The organism is Variovorax guangxiensis (assembly GCF_003952165.1).
GTDB lineage: Bacteria > Pseudomonadota > Gammaproteobacteria > Burkholderiales > Burkholderiaceae_C > Variovorax > Variovorax guangxiensis.
In genome coordinates this window covers 155279-175214 of the sequence record NZ_RXFT01000014.1, presented here as the reverse complement: position 1 = coordinate 175214, position 19936 = coordinate 155279, and the positions used below count along the sequence as shown (strand labels likewise).

The window sequence follows — 19936 nt, the reverse complement described above, 5'->3', positions numbered from 1 at the left end:
GACGCAGTACCCCATCAAAAAAAATGCCGCTCAGAATTAACTGAGCGGCATTGGCCCGTAAGGCCCCTTTTCGTTGCTGCGCGGAAAGTCTCAGTCCCGCGCCAGCGCCCGGTTCAGGCCCAGCGCCGCCAGCGTGGCGATGGCGCCCGACAGCAGGTAGACGCTGACATAGGCAAGGCCGAAGTGGGCCGAGAGGCCCAGGGCCACCAGCGGAGCGAAGGCCGCGCCGATGAGCCAGGCCACGTCTGCCGTGAGCGCCGCGCCGACGTAGCGGTACTTGGGCGCGAAGTTGGAGGTCACGGCGCCGGCCGCCTGGCCATAGGACAGGCCCAGGATCACGAAGCCCAGCAGGATGAAGATGTCCTGGCCGATACGGCCGCCGTCGAGCAGCGTGGGGGCGAAGCCGCTGAAGGCGGCGATCACCGCGGCCAGGCCGCCCAGCGTGAAGCGGCGGCCGATGCGGTCGGCCAGCAGGCCCGAGGCCACGATGCCGGCGGCGCCAAAGGCCGCGCCGATCATCTGGATCACCAGGAATTCGGTGACCGACTGGTCGGAATACAGCGTGATCCACGACAGCGGGAACACCGTGATCAGGTGGAACAGTGCGTAGCTGGCCAGCGCGGCGAAGGCGCCGATCAGGATGTTGCTGCCCTGCGAGCTGACCAGCTCGGTGACGCTGGTGGGTTCGAGCTCGCGCTCTTCGAGCAGGCGCGAGTATTCGTCGGTGGCCACCAGGCGCAGGCGGGCGAAGAGCGCCACCACGTTGATCGCGAAGGCCACGTAGAAGCTGTAGCGCCAGCCCCAGTCGAGGAAGTCTTCCGACGGCAGGCTGGAATACAGGTAGGCGAACAGCGCGCTGGCGATGAAGAAGCCGATGGGCGCGCCCAGCTGGCCCAGCATGGCGTACCAGCCGCGGCGGTTGGCCGGCGCGTTCAGCGCCAGCAGCGACGGCAGGCCGTCCCAGGAGCCGCCCAGCGCCAGGCCCTGGCCGAAGCGGAACACCGACAGCAGCACGATGGCCGTGAAGCCCAGGCTCGCATAGCCCGGCAGGAAGGCGATGCCGGCGGTGGAGGTGCCGAGCACGAAAAGCGCCAGCGTGAGCTTGGCTTCCCGCCCGAAACGTCGCTGGATCATCATCGAGATGACAGTTCCGAACGGACGCGCGATGAAGGCGAAGGAGAAGACCAGGAACGAATAGAGAACACCCTCGAGGTGCTGCTCGAACGGGAAGAAGACCGCCGGGAACACCAGCACCGAGGCGATGCCGTAGACGAAGAAGTCGAAATATTCGGAGGCGCGGCCGATGATCACACCGACCGCGATCTCGCCGGGGGCGATGTGCGAGTGGTCGTCGCCCTGCCGGGCGCCGCCGTGATCGGCCGGGTTCGGCAGCGGCTGTGCGCCTTGCGAAATGATGCTGGACGTCGTCATTGCTTGCTGTAATTCAGGTGTAGCGCCGCGGCGCGACACCATAAGACCATGGGAGACCCCAGAGCGTCGCACCGAATCACATTTACCGCCATAGGACAAAACGTCCAATAGGCGAAACCCGTCTTCGGGCGTAGATTGTGGGGTCTTTTTGCGTCGCCCCTGCACCTCTTTTCCCCCGGCATGCACATCCTCAAGAACCTTCGCCGAGCACTCCTGCTGCTCTCCGCCATGCTCCTGGCGGGCTGCAACACGGTGCTGATGAACCCATCCGGCGACATCGCCCACCAGCAGGGACGACTGATCGTCGTCTCCACCGTGCTGATGCTGATCATCATCATTCCGGTGATCGCCCTGACCATCTTCTTTGCCTGGCGCTATCGCCAGTCCAACAAAGAGGCCACCTACAGCCCCGACTGGGACCACTCCACCCAACTCGAGCTGGCCATCTGGGCAGCCCCGCTGCTCATCATCATCGCCCTGGGCGCCATCACCTGGATCAGCACCCACACGCTCGACCCCTACCAGCCGCTGCGCCGCCTCGACGCCCAGCGCGCGATTCCGGCCGAAACCAAGCCGCTGACGGTGGAAGTTGTCGCCCTCGACTGGAAGTGGCTCTTCATCTACCCCGAACAGGGCATCGCCACGGTGAACGAGCTGGCCGCCCCGGTGGACCGCCCGATCAGCTTCAAGATCACGGCCTCCTCGGTCATGAACTCCTTCTTCATCCCCGCGCTGGCCGGCCAGATCTACGCCATGCCGGGCATGGAGACCAAGCTGCACGCCGTCATCAACAAGCCCGGCGAGTTCGAAGGCTTCTCCGCCAACTACAGCGGCGCCGGCTTCTCCGGCATGCGCTTCAAGTTCCACGGGCTGAGCAACGAAGGCTTCGACCAGTGGGTGCAGAAGGTCAAGTCCGGCAAGGACGGCGAACTCTCCCGCGAGCTCTACAAGAAGCTCGAAGTGCCCAGCGAGCGCGAGCCCGTGCGCCACTACCCCACCGTTGCATCCGACCTGTACGACGCGATCCTCAACCAGTGCGTGGACCGCAACAAGATGTGCATGAAGGAAATGATGGCCATCGACGCCAGCGGCGGCATGGGCAAGCCCGGCGCCTTCAACGTTGCCACCAAGCAGGCCTGGGACATCGAATCCCTCGATACGCCCAAGCGCAAGTACGTCACCGCGATGTGCACCACCGAAGAATAAGATGTTGCAGAACCTTGACCTGACGAAGCTCGTCTTCGGCCGCCTCTCCTGGGAGGCGATTCCCTTCCACGAGCCCATCCTGCTCGTGACCTTTGCCGGCGTGGTGCTGGGCGGCCTGGCCGTCCTGGGCGCACTGACCTACTTCAAGCTGTGGGGCACCCTGTGGCGCGACTGGATCACCAGCATCGACCACAAGAAGATCGGCATCATGTACATCATCCTGGGCCTGGTGATGCTGCTTCGCGGCTTCGCCGACGCGCTGATGATGCGCGCCCAGCAGGCCATGGCCTTCGGCGACAACGCTGGCTTCCTGCCGCCGCACCACTACGACCAGGTCTTCACCGCCCACGGCGTGATCATGATCTTCTTCGTGGCGATGCCGCTGGTCACGGGCCTCATGAACTTCGTGGTGCCGCTGCAGATCGGCGCGCGTGACGTGGCCTTCCCGTTCCTGAACAACTTCAGCTTCTGGATGACCACCTTCGGCGCCGGCCTGGTGATGGCGTCGCTGTTCGTCGGCGAGTTCGCCAAGACCGGCTGGCTGGCCTATCCGCCGCTGTCGGGCATCCTCTTCAGCCCCGACGTGGGGGTCGACTACTACATATGGTCATTGCAGATAGCGGGGGTGGGCACGTTGCTGTCCGGCGTGAACCTGCTGGCCACCATCGTGAAGATGCGCGCGCCCGGCATGACCATGATGAAGATGCCCGTCTTCACCTGGACCGCCCTGTGCACCAACGTGCTGATCGTCGCCGCCTTCCCGGTGCTGACCGCCGTGCTGGCCCTGCTGTCGCTCGACCGCTACGCAGGCACCAACTTCTTCACGAACGACCTCGGCGGCAACGCCATGATGTACGTGAACCTGATCTGGATCTGGGGCCACCCCGAGGTGTACATCCTGATCCTGCCGGCCTTCGGCATCTTCTCGGAAGTGGTCTCCACCTTCTCGGGCAAGCGCCTCTTCGGCTACGCCTCGATGGTGTACGCCACGGTCGTGATCACCATCCTGTCGTACCTCGTCTGGCTGCACCACTTCTTCACCATGGGCTCCGGCGCCAGCGTGAACTCGTTCTTCGGCATCACGACGATGATCATCTCGATCCCGACGGGCGCGAAGATCTTCAACTGGCTCTTCACCATGTACCGCGGCCGCATCCGCTTCGAGCTGCCCATGATGTGGACCATCGGCTTCATGATCACCTTCGTGATCGGCGGCATGACCGGCGTGCTGCTGGCCGTTCCCCCGGCCGACTTCGTGCTGCACAACAGCCTGTTCCTGATCGCCCACTTCCACAACGTGATCATCGGCGGCGTGCTGTTCGGCATGCTGGCGGGCATCACCTACTGGTTCCCGAAGGCCTTCGGTTACAAGCTCGACCCGTTCTGGGGCAAGTGCTCGTTCTGGTTCTGGATCGTCGGCTTCTGGTTCGCCTTCATGCCGCTGTACATCCTGGGCCTGATGGGCGTCACCCGCCGCATGAGCCACTTCCAGGACATGTCGCTGCAGATCTGGTTCCAGGTCGCCGCCTTCGGCGCCGTGCTGATCGCGCTGGGCATCGCCTCGTTCATCATCCAGCTGGTGGTGAGCTTCATCCGCCGCGAATCGCTGCGCGACACCACGGGCGACCCGTGGAACGGCCGCACGCTGGAATGGGCGACTTCGTCGCCGCCGCCGGCCTACAACTTCGCGTTCACGCCGCGCGTGCACGACAACGACGCCTGGTCCGACATGAAGGCCCGCGGCTACCAGCGTCCGCTGGAAGGCTTCAGCCCGATCCACATGCCCAAGAACACGGCCGCCGGCTTCATCATCGCGGCGCTGAGCGCGGTGTGCGGCTTCGCCCTGATCTGGCAGATGTGGCTGCTGGCCGGCATCGGCTTCGTCGCCATGCTCGCCGCCGTGATCATCCACACCTTCAACTACAAGCGCGACTACTACATCCCCACGGAAGAAGTCGTCCGTACCGAAGAAGCGCGCACGCGCCTGCTGGCTGCCAATGTCTAACAGTACCGCCCTCCACTCCAGCCACACGAACACCGTGGGCAACGCCGCGAGCGTGCCCACCTTCGAGCTGTTCAACGTCCGCAACGAAGACCACCATCCCGAGAACGGCACGCTGCTGGGCTTCTGGCTCTACCTGATGAGCGACTGCCTCATCTTCGCCTGCCTGTTCGCGGTGTACGGCGTACTGGGCCGCAGCTACGCGGCCGGCCCTTCGGGCGCCGACCTGTTCGACCTGCCGCTGGTGGCGATCAACACGTCGCTGCTGCTGCTGTCGTCCATCACCTACGGCTTCGCCATGCTGCAGATGCAGCAGCGCCGCATGGGTGGCGTGCTGGTCTGGCTGGCCATCACCGGCCTGCTGGGCGCGGGCTTCATCGGCCTGGAACTCTACGAGTTCGCGCACCTGATCCACGAAGGCGCGGGCCCGCAGCGCAGCGCCTTCCTGTCCTCGTTCTTCGCGCTGGTGGGCACCCACGGCCTGCACGTGACCTTCGGCATCGTCTGGCTCATCGTGCTGATGATCCAGCTGCCCAAGCACGGCTTCACCGCCGCCAACCGCCGCCGCCTGATGTGCCTGTCGATGTTCTGGCACTTCCTGGACGTGGTCTGGATCGGCGTCTTCACCTTCGTGTATCTGATGGGATCGCTGCAATGAGCGCGCACACCGAAACCGCCGGCCACGGCGCACATGGCCACGACGATCACGGGCACGGTCACGATGACGGCCCGGTGAGCCACAGCACCTTCAAGGGCTACATGACCGGCTTCGTGCTGGCTGTGATCCTCACCGCCATCCCGTTCTGGCTCGTCATGGGCAAGGTCTTCGACAAGCCGGGCACCACCGCCCTCGTCATCCTGGCCTTCGCCGTGGTGCAGATCGTGGTGCACATGGTGTACTTCCTGCACATGGACGCGAAGTCCGAAGGCGGCTGGAACATGCTGGCGCTGATCTTCACGCTCGTGCTCGTGGTCATCACGCTGGCCGGTTCGCTGTGGGTCATGTACCACATGAACACCAACATGATGCCGCACTCGGTGCACGACATGAAGAACATGCCCTGATGGCGGAACAGGCCGTCCGCCAGCGCTCCACCGCCGCACGGGTGGCACTGGCGGTCTGCGCCGTCCTCGCCTTCGCCGGCTTCGTCGCGCTCGGCACCTGGCAGGTCGAGCGCAGGGCCTGGAAGCTGGATCTCATCGCACGCGTCGAACAACGCGTGCACGCCCCGGCCACCGCGGCCCCCGGGCGGACCGAATGGCCCACGGTCAACGCGGCCAACGACGAATACCGGCATGTCCGCCTTGCCGGCATCTTTCTCCACGACAAAGAGACGCTGGTGCAGGCCAGCACCAGGCTGGGCGCCGGCTTCTGGGTGCTGACCCCGCTGCGCAACAGCGCCGACGGCACCGTGGTGCTGGTCAACCGCGGCTTCGTGCCGCCCGAAGCGCAGAAACGCGAGGCGCGCGCCGCCACCGAGCCCCAGGGCGAAACCACCGTGGCCGGCCTGCTGCGCCTGACCGAGCCCAAGGGCGGTTTCCTGCGCAAGAACGATCCAGCCGGCGACCGCTGGTTCTCGCGCGACGTGCAGGCCATCGCAGCCGCCCGCGGCCTGAACGTGAACGACGTCGCGCCCTACTTCGTCGATGCCGAGGCCACGCAAGCCCCCGCGAGCGCCACCGACACCCCCGCCTGGCCGGCAGCCGGCCTGACGGTCATTTCCTTTCCCAACAGCCACCTCGTCTATGCCCTGACCTGGTATGGCCTCGCCCTCATGGTGCTGATCGCGGCCTGGTTCGTGCGGCGCAGCGAAAATGCGGCCCATGCCGACGCCCGCCCCGCCGACCAAGATGCCCGCCGCGACGGCTGAATCCGCCGCTGTAGCGGGCGAGCTGCACCCGCCCCGCGCCGGCGTCGCGAGCCTCGACAACGCCATCGGCCACCAGAACATGCAGCAGCTGATCCAGCTGCGCTGGTTCGCGGTGGTCGGGCAGGTCGCCACCATCCTCGTGGTGCACTACGGTTTCGAGATCCGGCTGCCGCTGGACCACATGCTGCAGGTGCTGGCCTGCCTCGCGCTCTTCAACATGGTGAGCCTGCTGCGCTCGCGCAGCCACCGGCGCGTGACCAACGGCGAACTGTTCGTCGCGCTGCTGGTCGACGTGGCCACCCTCACCGCGCAGCTCTACCTGAGCGGCGGCGCGACCAACCCCTTCGTGTTTCTCTTCCTGCTGCAGGTGACGCTGGGCGCGGTGCTGCTGAAGGCCTGGTCGACCTGGACCATGGTGGTCATCACCAGCATCTGCTTCGCCGGACTTGCGCTGTTCTCGCGCCCGCTGGCGCTGCCGCTGGACCACGACCGGGGCCTGTGGAGCCCCTACATCCAGGGCATGCTGGTGTGCTTCGCGCTGAACGCGGCGCTGCTCGTCATCTTCATCACCCGCATCAGCCGCAACCTGCGCGCGCGCGACGCCCGGCTGGCCGACCTGCGACAGCGCGCCTCCGAAGAGGAGCACATCGTGCGCATGGGCCTGCTGGCCTCGGGCGCGGCGCACGAGCTGGGCACGCCGCTGGCCACGCTGGCCGTCATCCTCGGCGACTGGCGCCGGCTGCCGCATTTCAGCTCCGACCCTGAGCTGCTGACCGAGGTGGCCGAGATGGAACTGCAGATCCAGCGCTGCAAAAGCATCGTGAGCGGCATCCTGCTGTCGGCCGGCGAGGCGCGCGGCGAGTCTTCGGAAGAAACCACCGTCAGCACCTTCCTCGACGACCTCGTCGAGGAATGGCGCACCACCCGCCCGGTGGAGGATTTCGAGTACGACAACCGCTTCGGCCGCGACCTGCCCATGGTCTCCGACTCGGCCCTCAAGCAGATGATCTGCAACGTGCTCGACAATGCGCTGGAGGCGTCGCCGCACTGGCTGCGCCTCGAGGCGGCGCACGACGCCGACGCGCTGACGATCACCGTCACCGACGCAGGGCCTGGCTTCCTGCCGGCCATCCTCAAGGAGTTCGGCAAACCCTACCAGTCGAGCAAGGGCCGCGCTGGCGGCGGACTGGGGCTGTTCCTGGTGGTGAACGTGGCGCGCACCGTGGGCGGCCGCGTCGCGGCGGCCAACCGGCCCGAGGGCGGCGCCGTCGTGAAGATCACGCTGCCGCTCGCGGCCATCGTGCTCGAGGAAGAAGAGACGGAAGTGGACGACGACGAGGACGACGAAGAAGCCCTCGCCGCCAGCAGGACCATCGGAATGGAAGGCAATGAGCGAAACCGGAGCTGAAGCGCAGCGCCAGCTGCTGATCGTCGAGGACGACGGCGCCTTCGCGCGCGCGCTCGGCCGCTCCTTCGAGCGCCGCGGCTACGCCGTGACGCACGCGAGCAACCTCGCCGAGGTCGAGGCACTGCTGGCCGGCTCCTCGCCCGGCTACGCGGTGGTCGACCTCAAGCTCAACGGAGAGGCCTCGGGCCTGGCCTGCGTGCAGATGCTGCACCGGCACAACCCGAAGATGCTGATCGTGGTGCTCACGGGCTTCGCGAGCATCGCCACCGCGGTGGAAGCCATCAAGCTCGGCGCCTGCCACTACCTGGCCAAGCCCTCGAACACCGACGACATCGAGGCCGCCTTCGGCCGCGCCACCGGCACCACCGAGGTGGAGCTGACCAACCGTTCCACATCCATCAAGACGCTCGAATGGGAGCGCATCCACGAGACGCTGGCCGAAACCGGCTTCAACATCTCCGAGACCGCGCGCAGGCTCGGCATGCACCGGCGCACGCTGGCACGCAAGCTGGGCAAGCAGCAGGTCAAGTAGACCGATCTTCAAACCACACGCACTTGCGCACGGACAGACGATGACCTTTTCGCCACCCTCTCCCCCGCCCACGCAACGCAGCAAGACCGCCGTCCTCGCCGCACGCGACCAGACCGCGATGGAGGAGCTCTTCAACGCCCTGAGCCACGGCCTGGGCCTTGCGCTGGCGATCGCCTCGCTGCCGATCCTGGTCTACAGCGCCGCACAGAAGGGCCAGGCCGCGGCCGTGGTCGGCGCCAGCCTGTTCGCGGGTACGGCCATCGTGCTGTACCTGATCTCCACGCTCTACCACGCGCTGCCCATCGGCCGGGCGAAGGCCTGGTTCAACCGGCTGGACCACGCGGCCATCTACCTCTTCATCGCGGGCAGCTACATGCCCTTCCTGTTCGGCGTGCTGCGCGGCCCGCTGGGCTGGACGCTGTTCGGCGCCATCTGCGCGGCGGCGGCGCTGGGCGTGGGCGCCAAGCTGTTCAACCGGCTGAAGCATCCGCTGTGGTCCACCGGCCTGTACGTGGCGATGGGCTGGATGGCGCTGATGGCGGCCGTGCCGCTGTACGAGCGCATGTCGGCGGCGGGCCTGGGCTGGCTGGTGGCCGGCGGGTTGTTCTACACGGCCGGCGCGGTGGTTTTCCTGTTCGACAACAAGGTGCGCTTCGCGCACTCGGTGTGGCACTTGTTCGTGCTCGCGGGCAGCACCTGTCACTTCTTCGCCGTGCTCTGGCATGCGCACGGGTAACTCCCCCAGGCTTCGCGCACTTCGTGTCGCTTCGCCACCCCCCTCGCCGGGGGCAGCACCTGCGGCCCGGCAAAGCCGGTTCCGCGGTGCTCCGCGAAAAGTCGTCGATCAATAGTGCGGGGGTAACTCGTCACGTGGGTTGCGCGCGGCGCCGTCTTGGCCTGAGCTCTGCATCTGCTCCTTCAACTGCGTGACCTGCAGGATCAGCCGATCGATCTGCTGCTGTTGGCGGTAGATCGTCATGTTCAGCTGGTCGAGCAGGTCCTCGGCGTAGCTCGACTTGATCTCGAGTTCGGTCACGCGCTCGGCAATGAGATGGTCGTGGGGCGGGTTTTCCATGCCGCTATTGGACAGGAATACCGCCCCGTTCTTTGTGACGCCCCGCTTAGCGACGCACCTTCGCCTCGAGCAGGTCCGCCATGCCGATGCGCTTGGCGAACTCGATGCGCACCCGCTCCGACACCTCGAACACCTCCTGAGCGCCGTCGCCCACGAAGTCGATCAGCGAGCGCATCGGCCGCGTGCCCGCGGGCAGGCCCACGATGCGCACGATCTCGTCGGCCACGGCCTGCGGGTCGGCGTTGTCGGGCGTCAGCGCCGAGAGGCGCGCGCCGATCTGGTCCATGAGGCCGTCGTAGCGGGCGTAGGCGGCGGCGGTGGCAGCATCGGCCGGCTTGCCGGCGCTCGGGAAGTGGTCGGTGCCCTTGGTGAAGGCGCCCGGCACGACGATGGAAGTCTCGATGCCGAAGCGGGCGATCTCATAGGCCAGCGTGACGGCCAGCGAATCCATCGCCGCCTTGGCCGCGCCATAGGGGCCCATGAACGGCGGAAAGCCGCCCTTGGTGGTGGTGCTGCTGATCCACAGCATCAGCCCCGACTCCTGCGCCCGCAGGTACGGCAGCACCGCGCGGTTCACACGCTGCGCGCCGAGCACATTGGTGTCGAACACCTTGACGATCTCATCCGGCGTGAAGGCCTCCGTGGGGCCGACCACCAGGTGGCCGGCGTTCTGCATCACCACGTCGAGATGACCCTGCTCCCGCACGATGGTCGCGGCGGCCGCATCGGCCGACTCCTGCGAGAGCACGTCGAGCTCGAGCGGGTGCAACTGGATGTTCTTCGCCGCGGCCAGGGCACGCAGCTCGGCGGCGCGGCCGTTGTTGCGCCCTGCGATGTCGCGCATCGATGCGTAGACGACGTGGCCCGCTTCGGCGAGCGACAGGGCCGTGAGCTTTCCGATGCCGCTGCCGGCGCCGGTGACGAGGACGATCTGCTTCTTCATGGCGTGTCTCCTCCTTCAGGCGACGCCGCCGTTGGCCCGCAGGATCTGGCCGTTGACCCAGCCCGCATCGGGCCCGGCGAGGAAGGACACCACCGATGCGATGTCCTCGGGCTGGCCCAGGCGCTGCAGCGGCGGCATCTTCGCGAAGGCCTGGACCTGCTCCTCGGTCTTGCCGTCGAGGAAGAGCGAGGTGGCGATGGGGCCTGGCGCCACGGCGTTCACGGTGATGCCGCGGCCGCGCAGTTCCTTGGCGAAGACGTGCGTGAAAGCCTCGACCGCCGCCTTGGTGGCGTTGTAGATCGCGTAGCCGGGCATGTTCAGCGCGAGCGTGGTGCTCGAGAAGTTGACGATGCGGCCACCCTCGTTCAGGCGCATGGCGGCCTCGCGCAGCGTGTTGAAGGTGCCGCGCACGTTGATGTCGAAGGTCTGGTCGTACTGCGCGTCGCTGTGCTCGGCCAGCGGCAGCGTCCGGAGCACGCCGGCGTTGTTGACCAGGACGTCGACCTTGCCGAGTTGCGCCTCGACGGCGTCGAACATGGCGCGCACTTCCTCGGCGCTGGCCACGTCGGCCTTGACGGCGAAGGTACGGCCGCCGGCGGCCTTCAGCTCGACGACGAGGGCATCGGCCTGCTCCGGGCTCGATGCGTAGTTGACGGCGACGGCGAAGCCGTCCCGGGCGAGGCGCTGCGCGACGGCGGCGCCGATGCCGCGCGATGCGCCGGTGACGATGGCGACCTTGGGAGTGGATGACTGGTTCATGGCGGGCTGTTCCTTTGCAGGGGTGGGGGGGTGGGTGAGACGAATCTTCGATCGTTCCATCCAAAAGATAATCAGCCTCTAATCGACATTACTATTCCATTTTCCTCAACAATTGATCGGCACCGCCCATGGACCGCTTCCAGGAAATGCAGGCCTTCGTGCGCATCGCCGAGCGCCAGAGCTTCACGCAGGCCTCCGAGGACCTGCGCATACCGCGCGCAACAGTCACCAATCTCATCAAGCGCGTGGAGCAGCGCGTCGGCACCCGGCTGCTGGAGCGCACCACCCGCACCGTGCGCCTCACGCAGGACGGCGAGGCCTACTACCGCCGCTGCGTGCGGCTCTTGGCCGACGTGGAGGAAGCCGAGGGCCTGTTTCGCGACGAGGCGCCCAAGGGACTGCTGCGCGTGAACCTGCAGGGCACGCTGGCACGGCATTTCGTGGTGCCGGCACTGCCGGGCTTCCTGGCGCGCTACCCTGAGCTGGAGCTGCACATCGGCGAGGACGACCGGCTCGTCGACCTTGTCCGGGAAGGCGTCGACTGCGTGCTGCGCGCGGGCACGCTGCAGGACTCATCGATGATCGGACGCCGCGTGGCGCTGCTGCCGCAGGTCACGGTCGCGAGCCCGGCCTACATCGCAGCCCACGGCGAGCCCGAAAGCATGGAAGAGCTGGCGTCGCACCGCGCCATCCACTACATATCCAGCGCAACGGGAAAGCCGGTGCCGCTCGAATTCACGGTCGACGGGCAACTGACGAACGTGCAGCTGGGCGGCATCGTCTCGGTGACCGGTGCCGACCTCTACACCGGCTCGGCCGTCGCGGGCCTCGGGCTGGTGCAGGTGCCGCGCTACCGCGTGGCCGGCGAGCTGGCGGACGGGCGGCTCAAGGTGCTGCTGCCGGAGTTCGCACCGCCGCCGATGCCGGTCTCGGTGCTCTATGCGCAGAACCGGCAGCTGTCGTCGCGCGTGCGCGTGTTCACGCATTGGCTGCGCGACATCTTCGAGGCCGCCAGGGCAGCCTGAATCAGCAGGCCGTCGACTCCAGCGCCACGGCGCCGGCCTCGGCATGCGTCTCGCCGCGCAGGAAGGCGAACACCACCAGCGCCGTCGCCACGGTCACGCCCGCGAGCACCCACAGCAGCGTGCCGAACGCTGCGCCGTAGGCGTGGAGCACTGCCGCGCGGTCCATGCCGGGCAGCAGGGCCAGCGCCTGCGAGATGTCTCCGGTGGTGACGCACTGCGCAGCGCGCGATGCCGCCTCCGCAAGACCCAGCCGCGCAGCCACCAGCGCCGTCAGCCCCGCGCCCACGAGTGCCAGCGCGATGCCCTCCCCCGCCACCCGCACCGTGTTGAAGATGCCCGATGCCATGCCCGCGCGCTCGCGCGGCACCACGCTCACGGCCAGGCCGTCCATCAGCCCCCAAGGCAGCCCGATGCCCGCGCCGATCAGCAGCAGCGGCCACACCATCGCGCCCAGCGGCATGCCCGGCGCGCAACGGCTGAGCCAGAAAAGCCCTACGGCGCACACCAGCAGCCCCACGGCCGAGATCGCGCCGGCCGAGAACCGGTGCGCCAGCGACGCAGCCAGCGTCGGCACCACGAGGATCGGCCCCGAGAGCGCGAACATGAAAGCCCCCGCCTCGATCGCGCCGCGCCCTTCGAGCCCGATGAAGCGGATCGGCAGCAGCACCAGCAACACGACGAAACCATAGGCCGGCGCGGCCGCCAGCAGCTGCACGCCGACGAAGCGCGGAAAGCGGAACAGCGACAGGTCGAGCATCGGATGCGCCACCCTCCTTTCGATGGCGACGAAGACCGCGCCCATCGCCGCCGCACCCGCCAGCGCCCCGAGCACCCGCGCGCTGCCCCAGCCGCTGTCGGGCGCCTGCAGCACGCCCAGCGTCAGCAGGCTCAGCGCGGCGGTGAAGCTCAGCGTGCCCGGCACGTCCAGCCCCATGGCCTGCGGGTTGCGCGACTCACGCATCGCGAGCGACGCGATGCCGAGCGCCAGCAGGCTGACCGCACCGGGGCTCAGCATCACTGCCTGCCAGCCGAAGCTCTGCGCGAGCCAGCCCGAGAGCATCGAGCCGCAGGACAGCCCCACGCCGAACGAAGTGCCGATCAGGCTGAAGGCCCGCGTGCGCGCCGCGCCGTCGAACACCTGTGCCAGCGCGGCCGTGCCCGCCGCGAAGGCCGCCGCCGAGCCCAGCCCCTGCAGCGCGCGCGCCAGGTCGAAGGCCACGATGCCCGGCGCCAGGGTCAGCAGCGAGGCGCTGAGCGCCACCACCGCGAGCCCCAGCAGGAAGACGCGCTTGCGCCCATAGGCGTCGGCCAGCGCGCCGGCCGCCATCAGCGTGGCGCCGAAGCTCAGCATGAAGGCGTTGGTCACCCAGTTGAGCTGCACCGGGCTGCCGCCCAGCGCGTCGCGAACGGCGGGCAGCACCACCGCCGGACCGGTGAAGCTCAGCGGCATGCCCAGCGCCGCGAGGCAGACGGCGGCCAGGAGCCAGTTTCTGGAGGAAGAAGCGGGCATCGGGAATGTGCTTTCGCGGAAGGTGACAAGGAAGGCACGAAGATAGAAAGGAATCAATGCGCTGAGAATTGCCGCATTGCTCCACACACTCCCAACCAAAGGTTGCCAATCCATGGACAGCTTCAGCGGACTCGAATCCTTCGTGCGGGCGGCCGACCTGTCGAGCTTTGCCAAGGCCGGCCGGCTTCTGGGCATCTCGGCCTCGGCCGTGGGCAAGAACGTCGCGCGGCTCGAGGAGCAGCTCGGCGTGCGCCTCTTCAACCGCACCACGCGCCACATGCGGCTCACGCAGGAAGGCGCCCTCTTCCACGAGCGCTGCCGCCGCATCCTCGACGAGCTGGACGACGCGCGGTCCATGATGCAGGACGCCATCGCCGCGCCACGCGGCCGCCTGCGCGTGAGCCTGCCGACCATCGGCTACCGCTTCCTGCTGCCGATGCTGCCGGCCTTCAGGGAGCGCTACCCCGAGATCGAGCTCGACCTCGACTTCAACGACCGGCTGGTCGACGTGATCGCCGAGGGCGTCGACGTGGCGATCCGCAGCGGCGACCTGGTCGATTCGCAGCTGGTCGCCCGCCGCCTCGGTCCGTTCCGGTTCGTGCTCGTGGCCTCGCCCGCCTACCTGGAGCGCCACGGCGTGCCGCAGACCCCGGCCGACCTCGCGCGGCACACCTGCCTGCGCTACAAGTTCGCCACCGGCGGAAAGATCGAGGACTGGGACCTGCCCGGCCTGCCCGCGCAACTGCCGGCAGGCCTGCTGTGCAACAACATGGAAGCCATGCTCGGCGCCGCGGTCGCCGGCCTCGGCGTGGCCTACATGCCCGATTTCCTCGCGCGCGACTCGCTGTGCCGCGGCGAACTGCAGCGCGTGCTGGCCACGCACCTCGTGCGACAGGGCCAGTTCTCGGCTCTGTGGCCGTCGAGCCGGCAGCTGTCGCCGAAGGTGCGGGCGTTCGTGGACTTTGCGGGGGAGCATATGTTCAGGGAGGACGGCGTCGCGCCGTAGCCCGCCTCAGGTCGAGTCGGGCCGAGTTCAGACCACAATGAATTCGACCGGCCACGACACCAGGGATGAGCGCCATGAATTTCTCGACTCACGTCAAACCCATCAGCTACTTCAAGAGCCATGCCGCGGACATCGTGAAGACCTTGTCCGATACCCGCGAGCCCATGCTTATCACCCAGAACGGCGAAGCCAGGCTCGTCGTGATGGATGTTGGCTCCTACGAGGAGCGCGAAGCCACGCTCGCGCTTCTCAAGATCCTGGTGCTAGGTAACCACGCAATCGAGCAGGGCCAGTTCCGTCCGGCGGAAGACGTGTTCGCAGATCTGGGCCGGCAGGCCGTAGAAGAAGAAAAGGACGCGAAATGAAGATCGTGTTCCCGCGGTCCGCGGACCACGATCTGAAGACCCTGCTCATGCGGCGCATGGTCGGCGCCGCATGAGTTCAAGCAGGCGCTGAGAGCGCCGTCCGTCAGGCGACTTCTGCCGGCTGCTCTGCTTGAGGGCTCACAACGGCCGTCTGCTCTTCGACGCGTTGCATCACCGGTGCCTCGGCGGGCACGGCAGCCACGGCGACCGGGGTCTCGGCCACAGGCTCGGCAGACTTGATGCTCTCACCGGCCACCGGCTTCGCCGGTTCAGCCGTCACTGGTGCCGGCACTTCCGCAGGCGGGACGACCGGCGCGGCGACTGCAACAGGCGCTGCTTCTGCCGGTTTGACGCTTTCCACGACGACGGGCTTCGCAACCTCGGTCTTGACTGCCTCGATCTTTGCAGGAGCGGCAACCTTCGCCGGCTCAGGCATCGCGGGTGCAGGCAAGACTGCAGGTGCGGCCACTGCAACAGGTGCAGCTTCCACTGGCTTGGCGCTTTCCGCGACGACGGGCTTCGCAGGTTCTGGCTTCACAGGCTCGGGCTTGACTGCCTCAGCGGACTTTGCCGACTTCGCAGGCTTCGCGCCCTCCGACGCGTTCTGCTTTGCGGGCGCCGGCTTCACCGATTCCTGCGTCGCAGCCACAGGCTTCGCAGCCTCCTGCTTCACCGGCTCACTGGCCATCCGCGCGAACGCCAGCGCTGCCTTCAACGGGAACAGCGTGCGCTCATCCCCCTGCGCGGTGTTGCTCACAGTCGTACCCGCGGTTTCGTCCAGGCTCGCCGTACGCACCGCGTCGAGCCGGTGCGTGGGCACCATGAAGGGCGAGTGCGTGGTGTAGATCACCTGGTTGCCGGCGAAGTCCTTTTCCAGGTGCGCCAGCAGGTCGGCCTGCGAATGGGCGTGCAGGTGCAGGCCGGGTTCGTCCAGCAGCAGCACGGCGTCTTCGGCCTGGCCGCCCTGGGTGTCGGCGAAGAAGGCGACGTAGAAGGAGAAGAACCACTGGAAGCCGCGGCTGCGCTCTTCCAGGTTCACTTCGACTTCGTAGGCCGCGTTCGGGTCCGACACCAGCGTGTCGAGGTACTGGCCGTCGAGGTTGAAGCGCACCTTCAGCGCGCGGTCTTTCCACAGGCGGCGAATCTCGGCGGTCACCACCGAGCCTGCGCGGTTGACGAGCTGGTTGCGCGTGGCCTGGTCATTCCTGTCGAGCAGGGCCTGCAGCTGCCGCAGGTCGAGCCCCGCGACCTTGCACAGCTTGCCGAAGCTCTGCTGCTCGGGCGTGAGCTGGCCCCAGCCTTCGCGCCCCAGGAATTCGGCGATGTTCTGGCGGCCGGGCAGCGCCGGGTATTCGTCGACGTAGACGAAGCGCGGCAGCTTGCCGATCACCCATTGCTGCGCGCGCTCCAGCGCGGGCGCGTCGTTGGCGATGGCCAGCGCCATGTCTTCCAGCTCGGCCAGCATCTGCTCCTGCTTGTCGCTGAGCTCGGCACCCGCCACGGCCAGCGCCTTGCGCAGGGCCTGCGCCGCCTTGACCGCGCCGGCCGACCACTTGATGTAGTCGGGGCTCATGATCATCGCGGCGTCGAAGACGTCGGCTTCCTGGTCCAGTGCGGCCTTGGCGGCCTCCTCGGCGACCTTCTCCGTGGCGGCCTTCACCGCCGGCACGATCTTGCGGACCTTGCCCTTGATCTCGCTCACGTCCAGCGACAGGGCCGCCAGCCCTTCGAAGCCGGCCGAGCGGCTGGCCGCATAGCCGCGGCTCGCGGTGACGTGGCGCACGCCGGCAGCGCGCGGAAGGATGGCAGCCAGCTCGGCCTGTTCGCTTTCGTCGAGGCTCCAGCGCGTGAAGACGACGGGCGTGTCGCCGGTGCACTCTTCGAGCCGGCGATGGCGCGGGAAGTCCTTGATGGGGCTGAGTTCGGCGATGCCTTCGGCGGGGTTCAGGCTGTGGAGCGCGCGCAGCAGGTTCGATTTGCCGCTGTCATTGCGGCCGAGGATCGTGGTGATCTGCGTGGAATCGATGAGGCCGCTGTCGTTGATCGAGCGAAAGTTGGTGATCTGGAAAGACGCCAGGCGCATGCAGGAATTTCTCTTCTCTGAATTGGATACGGGGCCGGGGAATGTATTGCATTCCACGGCCCCGTCCGGCCCTCGGGCGAAGAAAAAAACTGTTGCGCCGCGACGCCTTACTCGGCCGCGCGGCGCAATGTGTCGACCACCGGCCGGCGCAGCACCTCGCGCAAGCCCCACCATCCGGCGCCCAGCGCCAGCACCGCGCCCGCCAGCGCGCCTGCCACCGGCACCAGCGGCGAGGCGGTCCAGGTGAACTCGAACACGTAGCGCGCGAGCCCCCAGCCGATCAGCGCGGCCACGATGCTCGCGAGGAAGCCCGCGAGCAGGCCCACGCCCGCGAGTTCGGCGCGCTGCACCTGCCGCAGCAGGCTGGCGCGTGCGCCCACCGCGCGCATCACCGCGAACTCGCGCGCTCGCTCCTCGCGCGTGGCCGTCACCGCGGCGAACAGCACCACAAGGCCGGCCGCGAGCGTGAAGCCGAACAGGAACTCGACCGCGCGGATCACCTGGTCGAGCACGCGCTGCACCTGGTTGATGGTGGCGCTCATGTCGACGTTGGTCACGTTCGGATAGCTGCGCACCAGTGCGTTGTCGAAGCCGCGCGTCTCGGGCGCGCGGAAGGCGCCCATGTAGGTGGTGGGCACGTCGGCCAGCGAGGCCACCGTGTACATCACGAAGAAGTTGGCGTGCATCGAACCCCAGTCGACCTTGCGCAGCGAGGTGATGCGCGCGTCGTTCTGCATGCCGCCGATGTCGAAGCGCAGCACGTCGCCCATCTTCAGGCCCAGCGTCTCGGCCAGGCCCTCTTCCACGCTCACCTCGCCGGCCGCGCCGGGCGTCCACTTGCCGGCGGTGATGCTGTTGTGCGGGGGCGCCTCCAGGCTGTTGCTGAGGTTGAACTCGCGGTCCACCAGGCGCTTGGCGCGGTCTTCGGTGTAGTCGTCGGGCGAGACCGGCTTGTCGTTGATGGCCACGAGCCGGCCGCGGATCATCGGGTACCAGTCGAACTTGCTCACGCCTGCGTCGCGCAGCGACTTCTGGAAGGCCTCGCTCTGGTCGGGCATGACGTTGATGACGAAGCGGTTCGGCGCGTCCGGCGGCGTGGCCTGGCGCCAGCTCGCCACGAGGTCGGTGCGCAGCAGCACCAGCAGCACCAGCGCCAGCAGCCCCACCGAGAGCGCGCTGACCTGCACCACCGCGTAGGCCGGCCGCGCCGAGATCTGCCGCGTGGCCAGCACCAGCCAGCGCGGCGCGGTGGTTTCGTTGACGCTGCGGCGCAGCACCTTCACCGCGAGCCAGCTCAGCAGCGCGAACACCGCCACCGCGCCCGCGAAGCCGCCGACGGCGATGAGCCCCAGCTTGATGTCGCTGCTCGCCGCCATCAGCAGCGCCGCGAAGCCCGCCACGCCCACACCCAGCACCGCGAGCGATGCAGGCTTGAGGCCGCCCACGTCGCGCCGGATCACGCGCAGCGGCGGCACGCGCGCCAGTTGCAGCACCGGCGGCAGCCCGAAGGCGAACAGCAGCGTCAGCCCCATGCCGAGCCCGAAGGCCACGGGCCACAGTGTCGCGGCGGGCAGCGCGGTCTCGACCAGCCCGGCCAGCAGCAGCACGAACACGTAGTGCACCGCGAAGCCGATGGCCACGCCCAGCGCGCTGGCCACGATGCCGATCACCGCGAACTCGAAGGCATAGGCGATGGCGATGGTGCGCTGGCTCTGGCCGAGCACGCGCAGCATCGCGCAGTCGTCGAGGTGGCTGGCCGCGAAGCCGCGCGCGGCCAGCGCCACCGCCACCGCAGACAGCAGCGCCGCGAGCAGCGCGACCAGGCTCAGGAATTTCTCGGCACGGTCGAGCGTCTGGCGCATCTCGGGTCGGCCGCTCTCGAAGGAGTCGAGCCGCACGCCGCGCAGCTCGCCCTTCTTGATAGTGGCGTCGGCCCAGTCGGTGAAGCGCTTGACCGCCGCGTCGCTGCCCGCCACGGCGTAGCGGTAGCCGACTCGGCTTGCCGGCTGCACGAGCCCGGTGCGGGCCACGTCGGCCTGGTTGAGCATCACGCGCGGCGAGAAGCTCATGAAGCCGGCGCCGCGGTCGGGCTCCAGCGTGATGACACGGCCCACGCGCAGGCCGGTGTCGCCCAGCAGCAGCGTGTCGCCGACCTTCAGGCCCAGCGAGTCGAGCAGCGAGGCGTCGACCCAGGTCTCGCCCGGCGGCGGGATGTCGCGCGTGACGGCGCCTGCGCCATCGATGGTGGTGGAGGTCTGCAGGCTGCCCCGCAGCGGATAGCCGGCCGTCACGGCCTTCAGCGCCACCAGCTTGCTGGCGCCGCCCTGCGCGTCCTCGGCGCGGGCCATGGTCGGGAAGCCGTAGGTGGATGTGCCCTGGAGCCCGAGCGACTTCGCCTGCGCCATGAAGGCCTCGGGCGTGGGGTTGTCGCTGACGATCACCGCGTCGCCGCCCAGCAGCTGGCGCGCGTCGCGCTTGAGTCCGCCCTGCAATCGGTCGGCGAAGAAGCCGACGGCCGTGAGCGCGGCCACGGCCAGCAGCACGGCGACGATCAACAGGCGCAGCTCGCCGGCGCGCAGGTCGCGCCAGAGCGTGCGCCAACCCAGGCGGAGGGAGGCGTTCATGGCGCGAACGATAGCCGACGCCCGGCCTCACGGCGGGATTCGAGGGTTATTGCGCGCCTGCGGGCCTTGATCCGGACATGATGCTGTCGCATGATG

18 protein-coding genes are annotated in these 19936 nt (G+C 67.9%); 11 read left to right on the top strand and 7 right to left on the bottom strand.

The genetic code is table 11. The features are described from left to right. Positions 1–90: 90 nt before the first annotated feature. Complete coding sequence (locus EJP67_RS26905) at positions 91–1431, bottom strand: MFS transporter (protein WP_126024789.1); 1341 nt, start codon at positions 1429–1431, stop codon at positions 91–93. Positions 1432–1611: 180 nt separating this feature from the next. On the opposite strand from EJP67_RS26905, the gene cyoA reads away from it, so the two are divergent. Genes cyoA through trhA form a run of 8 tightly spaced genes read left to right on the top strand, consistent with a single transcriptional unit; the run spans position 1612 to position 9186 of the window. Continuing rightward, positions 1612–2637 carry a ubiquinol oxidase subunit II gene (gene cyoA / locus EJP67_RS26900; protein ID WP_126024788.1) on the top strand — a complete coding sequence of 342 codons (1026 nt, stop codon included), beginning with the start codon at positions 1612–1614 and terminating at the stop codon, positions 2635–2637. Between the two features lies 1 nt (position 2638). Beyond that, positions 2639–4642: a cytochrome o ubiquinol oxidase subunit I gene (gene cyoB / locus EJP67_RS26895; protein WP_126024787.1), complete on the top strand. Its 2004-nt coding sequence runs from the start codon at positions 2639–2641 to the stop codon at positions 4640–4642. Continuing rightward, the gene (gene cyoC, locus EJP67_RS26890) at positions 4635–5297 is read left to right on the top strand and encodes a cytochrome o ubiquinol oxidase subunit III (protein ID WP_126024786.1); all 663 of its coding nucleotides are present in this window, start codon (positions 4635–4637) and stop codon (positions 5295–5297) included. The genes cyoB and cyoC overlap by 8 nt, the downstream gene beginning before the upstream one ends. Continuing rightward, on the top strand, positions 5294–5704 hold the full coding sequence (gene cyoD / locus EJP67_RS26885) for a cytochrome o ubiquinol oxidase subunit IV (protein ID WP_019656671.1): 411 nt from the start codon (positions 5294–5296) through the stop codon (positions 5702–5704). The genes cyoC and cyoD overlap by 4 nt, the downstream gene beginning before the upstream one ends. Further along, positions 5704–6510: an SURF1 family protein gene (locus EJP67_RS26880; RefSeq protein ID WP_126024785.1), complete on the top strand. Its 807-nt coding sequence runs from the start codon at positions 5704–5706 to the stop codon at positions 6508–6510. The genes cyoD and EJP67_RS26880 overlap by 1 nt, the downstream gene beginning before the upstream one ends. Further along, the gene (locus tag EJP67_RS26875; RefSeq protein WP_240650792.1) at positions 6464–7918 is read left to right on the top strand and encodes an ATP-binding protein; all 1455 of its coding nucleotides are present in this window, start codon (positions 6464–6466) and stop codon (positions 7916–7918) included. The genes EJP67_RS26880 and EJP67_RS26875 overlap by 47 nt, the downstream gene beginning before the upstream one ends. Continuing rightward, positions 7899–8450: a response regulator transcription factor gene (locus EJP67_RS26870; RefSeq protein WP_126024784.1), complete on the top strand. Its 552-nt coding sequence runs from the start codon at positions 7899–7901 to the stop codon at positions 8448–8450. The genes EJP67_RS26875 and EJP67_RS26870 overlap by 20 nt, the downstream gene beginning before the upstream one ends. A gap of 40 nt (positions 8451–8490) precedes the next feature. Continuing rightward, a complete protein-coding gene (gene trhA, locus EJP67_RS26865) occupies positions 8491–9186 on the top strand; it encodes a PAQR family membrane homeostasis protein TrhA (protein WP_375792105.1) in 696 nt (231 codons plus the stop codon). Positions 9187–9294: 108 nt separating this feature from the next. On the opposite strand, the gene EJP67_RS26860 is transcribed toward trhA, so the two are convergent. Genes EJP67_RS26860 through EJP67_RS26850 form a run of 3 tightly spaced genes read right to left on the bottom strand, consistent with a single transcriptional unit; the run spans position 9295 to position 11227 of the window. Next, positions 9295–9525, bottom strand: coding sequence for a SlyX family protein (locus EJP67_RS26860; RefSeq protein ID WP_126024783.1), 231 nt, complete (start codon positions 9523–9525; stop codon positions 9295–9297). Between the two features lie 46 nt (positions 9526–9571). Next, positions 9572–10468: an SDR family NAD(P)-dependent oxidoreductase gene (locus EJP67_RS26855; protein WP_126024782.1), complete on the bottom strand. Its 897-nt coding sequence runs from the start codon at positions 10466–10468 to the stop codon at positions 9572–9574. A 15-nt stretch (positions 10469–10483) separates the two neighbouring features. Next, complete coding sequence (locus tag EJP67_RS26850) at positions 10484–11227, bottom strand: SDR family oxidoreductase (RefSeq protein ID WP_126024781.1); 744 nt, start codon at positions 11225–11227, stop codon at positions 10484–10486. Positions 11228–11355: 128 nt separating this feature from the next. On the opposite strand from EJP67_RS26850, the gene EJP67_RS26845 reads away from it, so the two are divergent. Then, positions 11356–12252 carry a LysR family transcriptional regulator gene (locus EJP67_RS26845; RefSeq protein ID WP_126024780.1) on the top strand — a complete coding sequence of 299 codons (897 nt, stop codon included), beginning with the start codon at positions 11356–11358 and terminating at the stop codon, positions 12250–12252. 1 nt (position 12253) lies between these two features. Here the strand turns inward: EJP67_RS26845 and EJP67_RS26840 are convergent, their stop codons facing one another. Then, positions 12254–13762 (bottom strand): MFS transporter, encoded by a 1509-nt coding sequence (locus tag EJP67_RS26840; protein WP_126024779.1) that lies wholly within the window; start codon positions 13760–13762, stop codon positions 12254–12256. Between the two features lie 112 nt (positions 13763–13874). On the opposite strand from EJP67_RS26840, the gene EJP67_RS26835 reads away from it, so the two are divergent. Then, the gene (locus EJP67_RS26835) at positions 13875–14768 is read left to right on the top strand and encodes a LysR family transcriptional regulator (RefSeq protein ID WP_126024778.1); all 894 of its coding nucleotides are present in this window, start codon (positions 13875–13877) and stop codon (positions 14766–14768) included. 74 nt (positions 14769–14842) lie between these two features. Next, the gene (locus tag EJP67_RS26830; protein WP_126024777.1) at positions 14843–15133 is read left to right on the top strand and encodes a type II toxin-antitoxin system Phd/YefM family antitoxin; all 291 of its coding nucleotides are present in this window, start codon (positions 14843–14845) and stop codon (positions 15131–15133) included. A gap of 103 nt (positions 15134–15236) precedes the next feature. Here EJP67_RS26830 and EJP67_RS34150 read toward each other — a convergent pair whose 3' ends face one another. Together EJP67_RS34150 and EJP67_RS26820 are read right to left on the bottom strand one after the other, a co-directional pair. Further along, positions 15237–17216, bottom strand: a complete 1980-nt coding sequence (locus EJP67_RS34150) for an AAA family ATPase (RefSeq protein WP_276312266.1) — start codon at positions 17214–17216, stop codon at positions 15237–15239. A 107-nt stretch (positions 17217–17323) separates the two neighbouring features. Next, positions 17324–19840, bottom strand: coding sequence for an ABC transporter permease (locus EJP67_RS26820; RefSeq protein ID WP_126024776.1), 2517 nt, complete (start codon positions 19838–19840; stop codon positions 17324–17326). Positions 19841–19936: the final 96 nt, after the last annotated feature.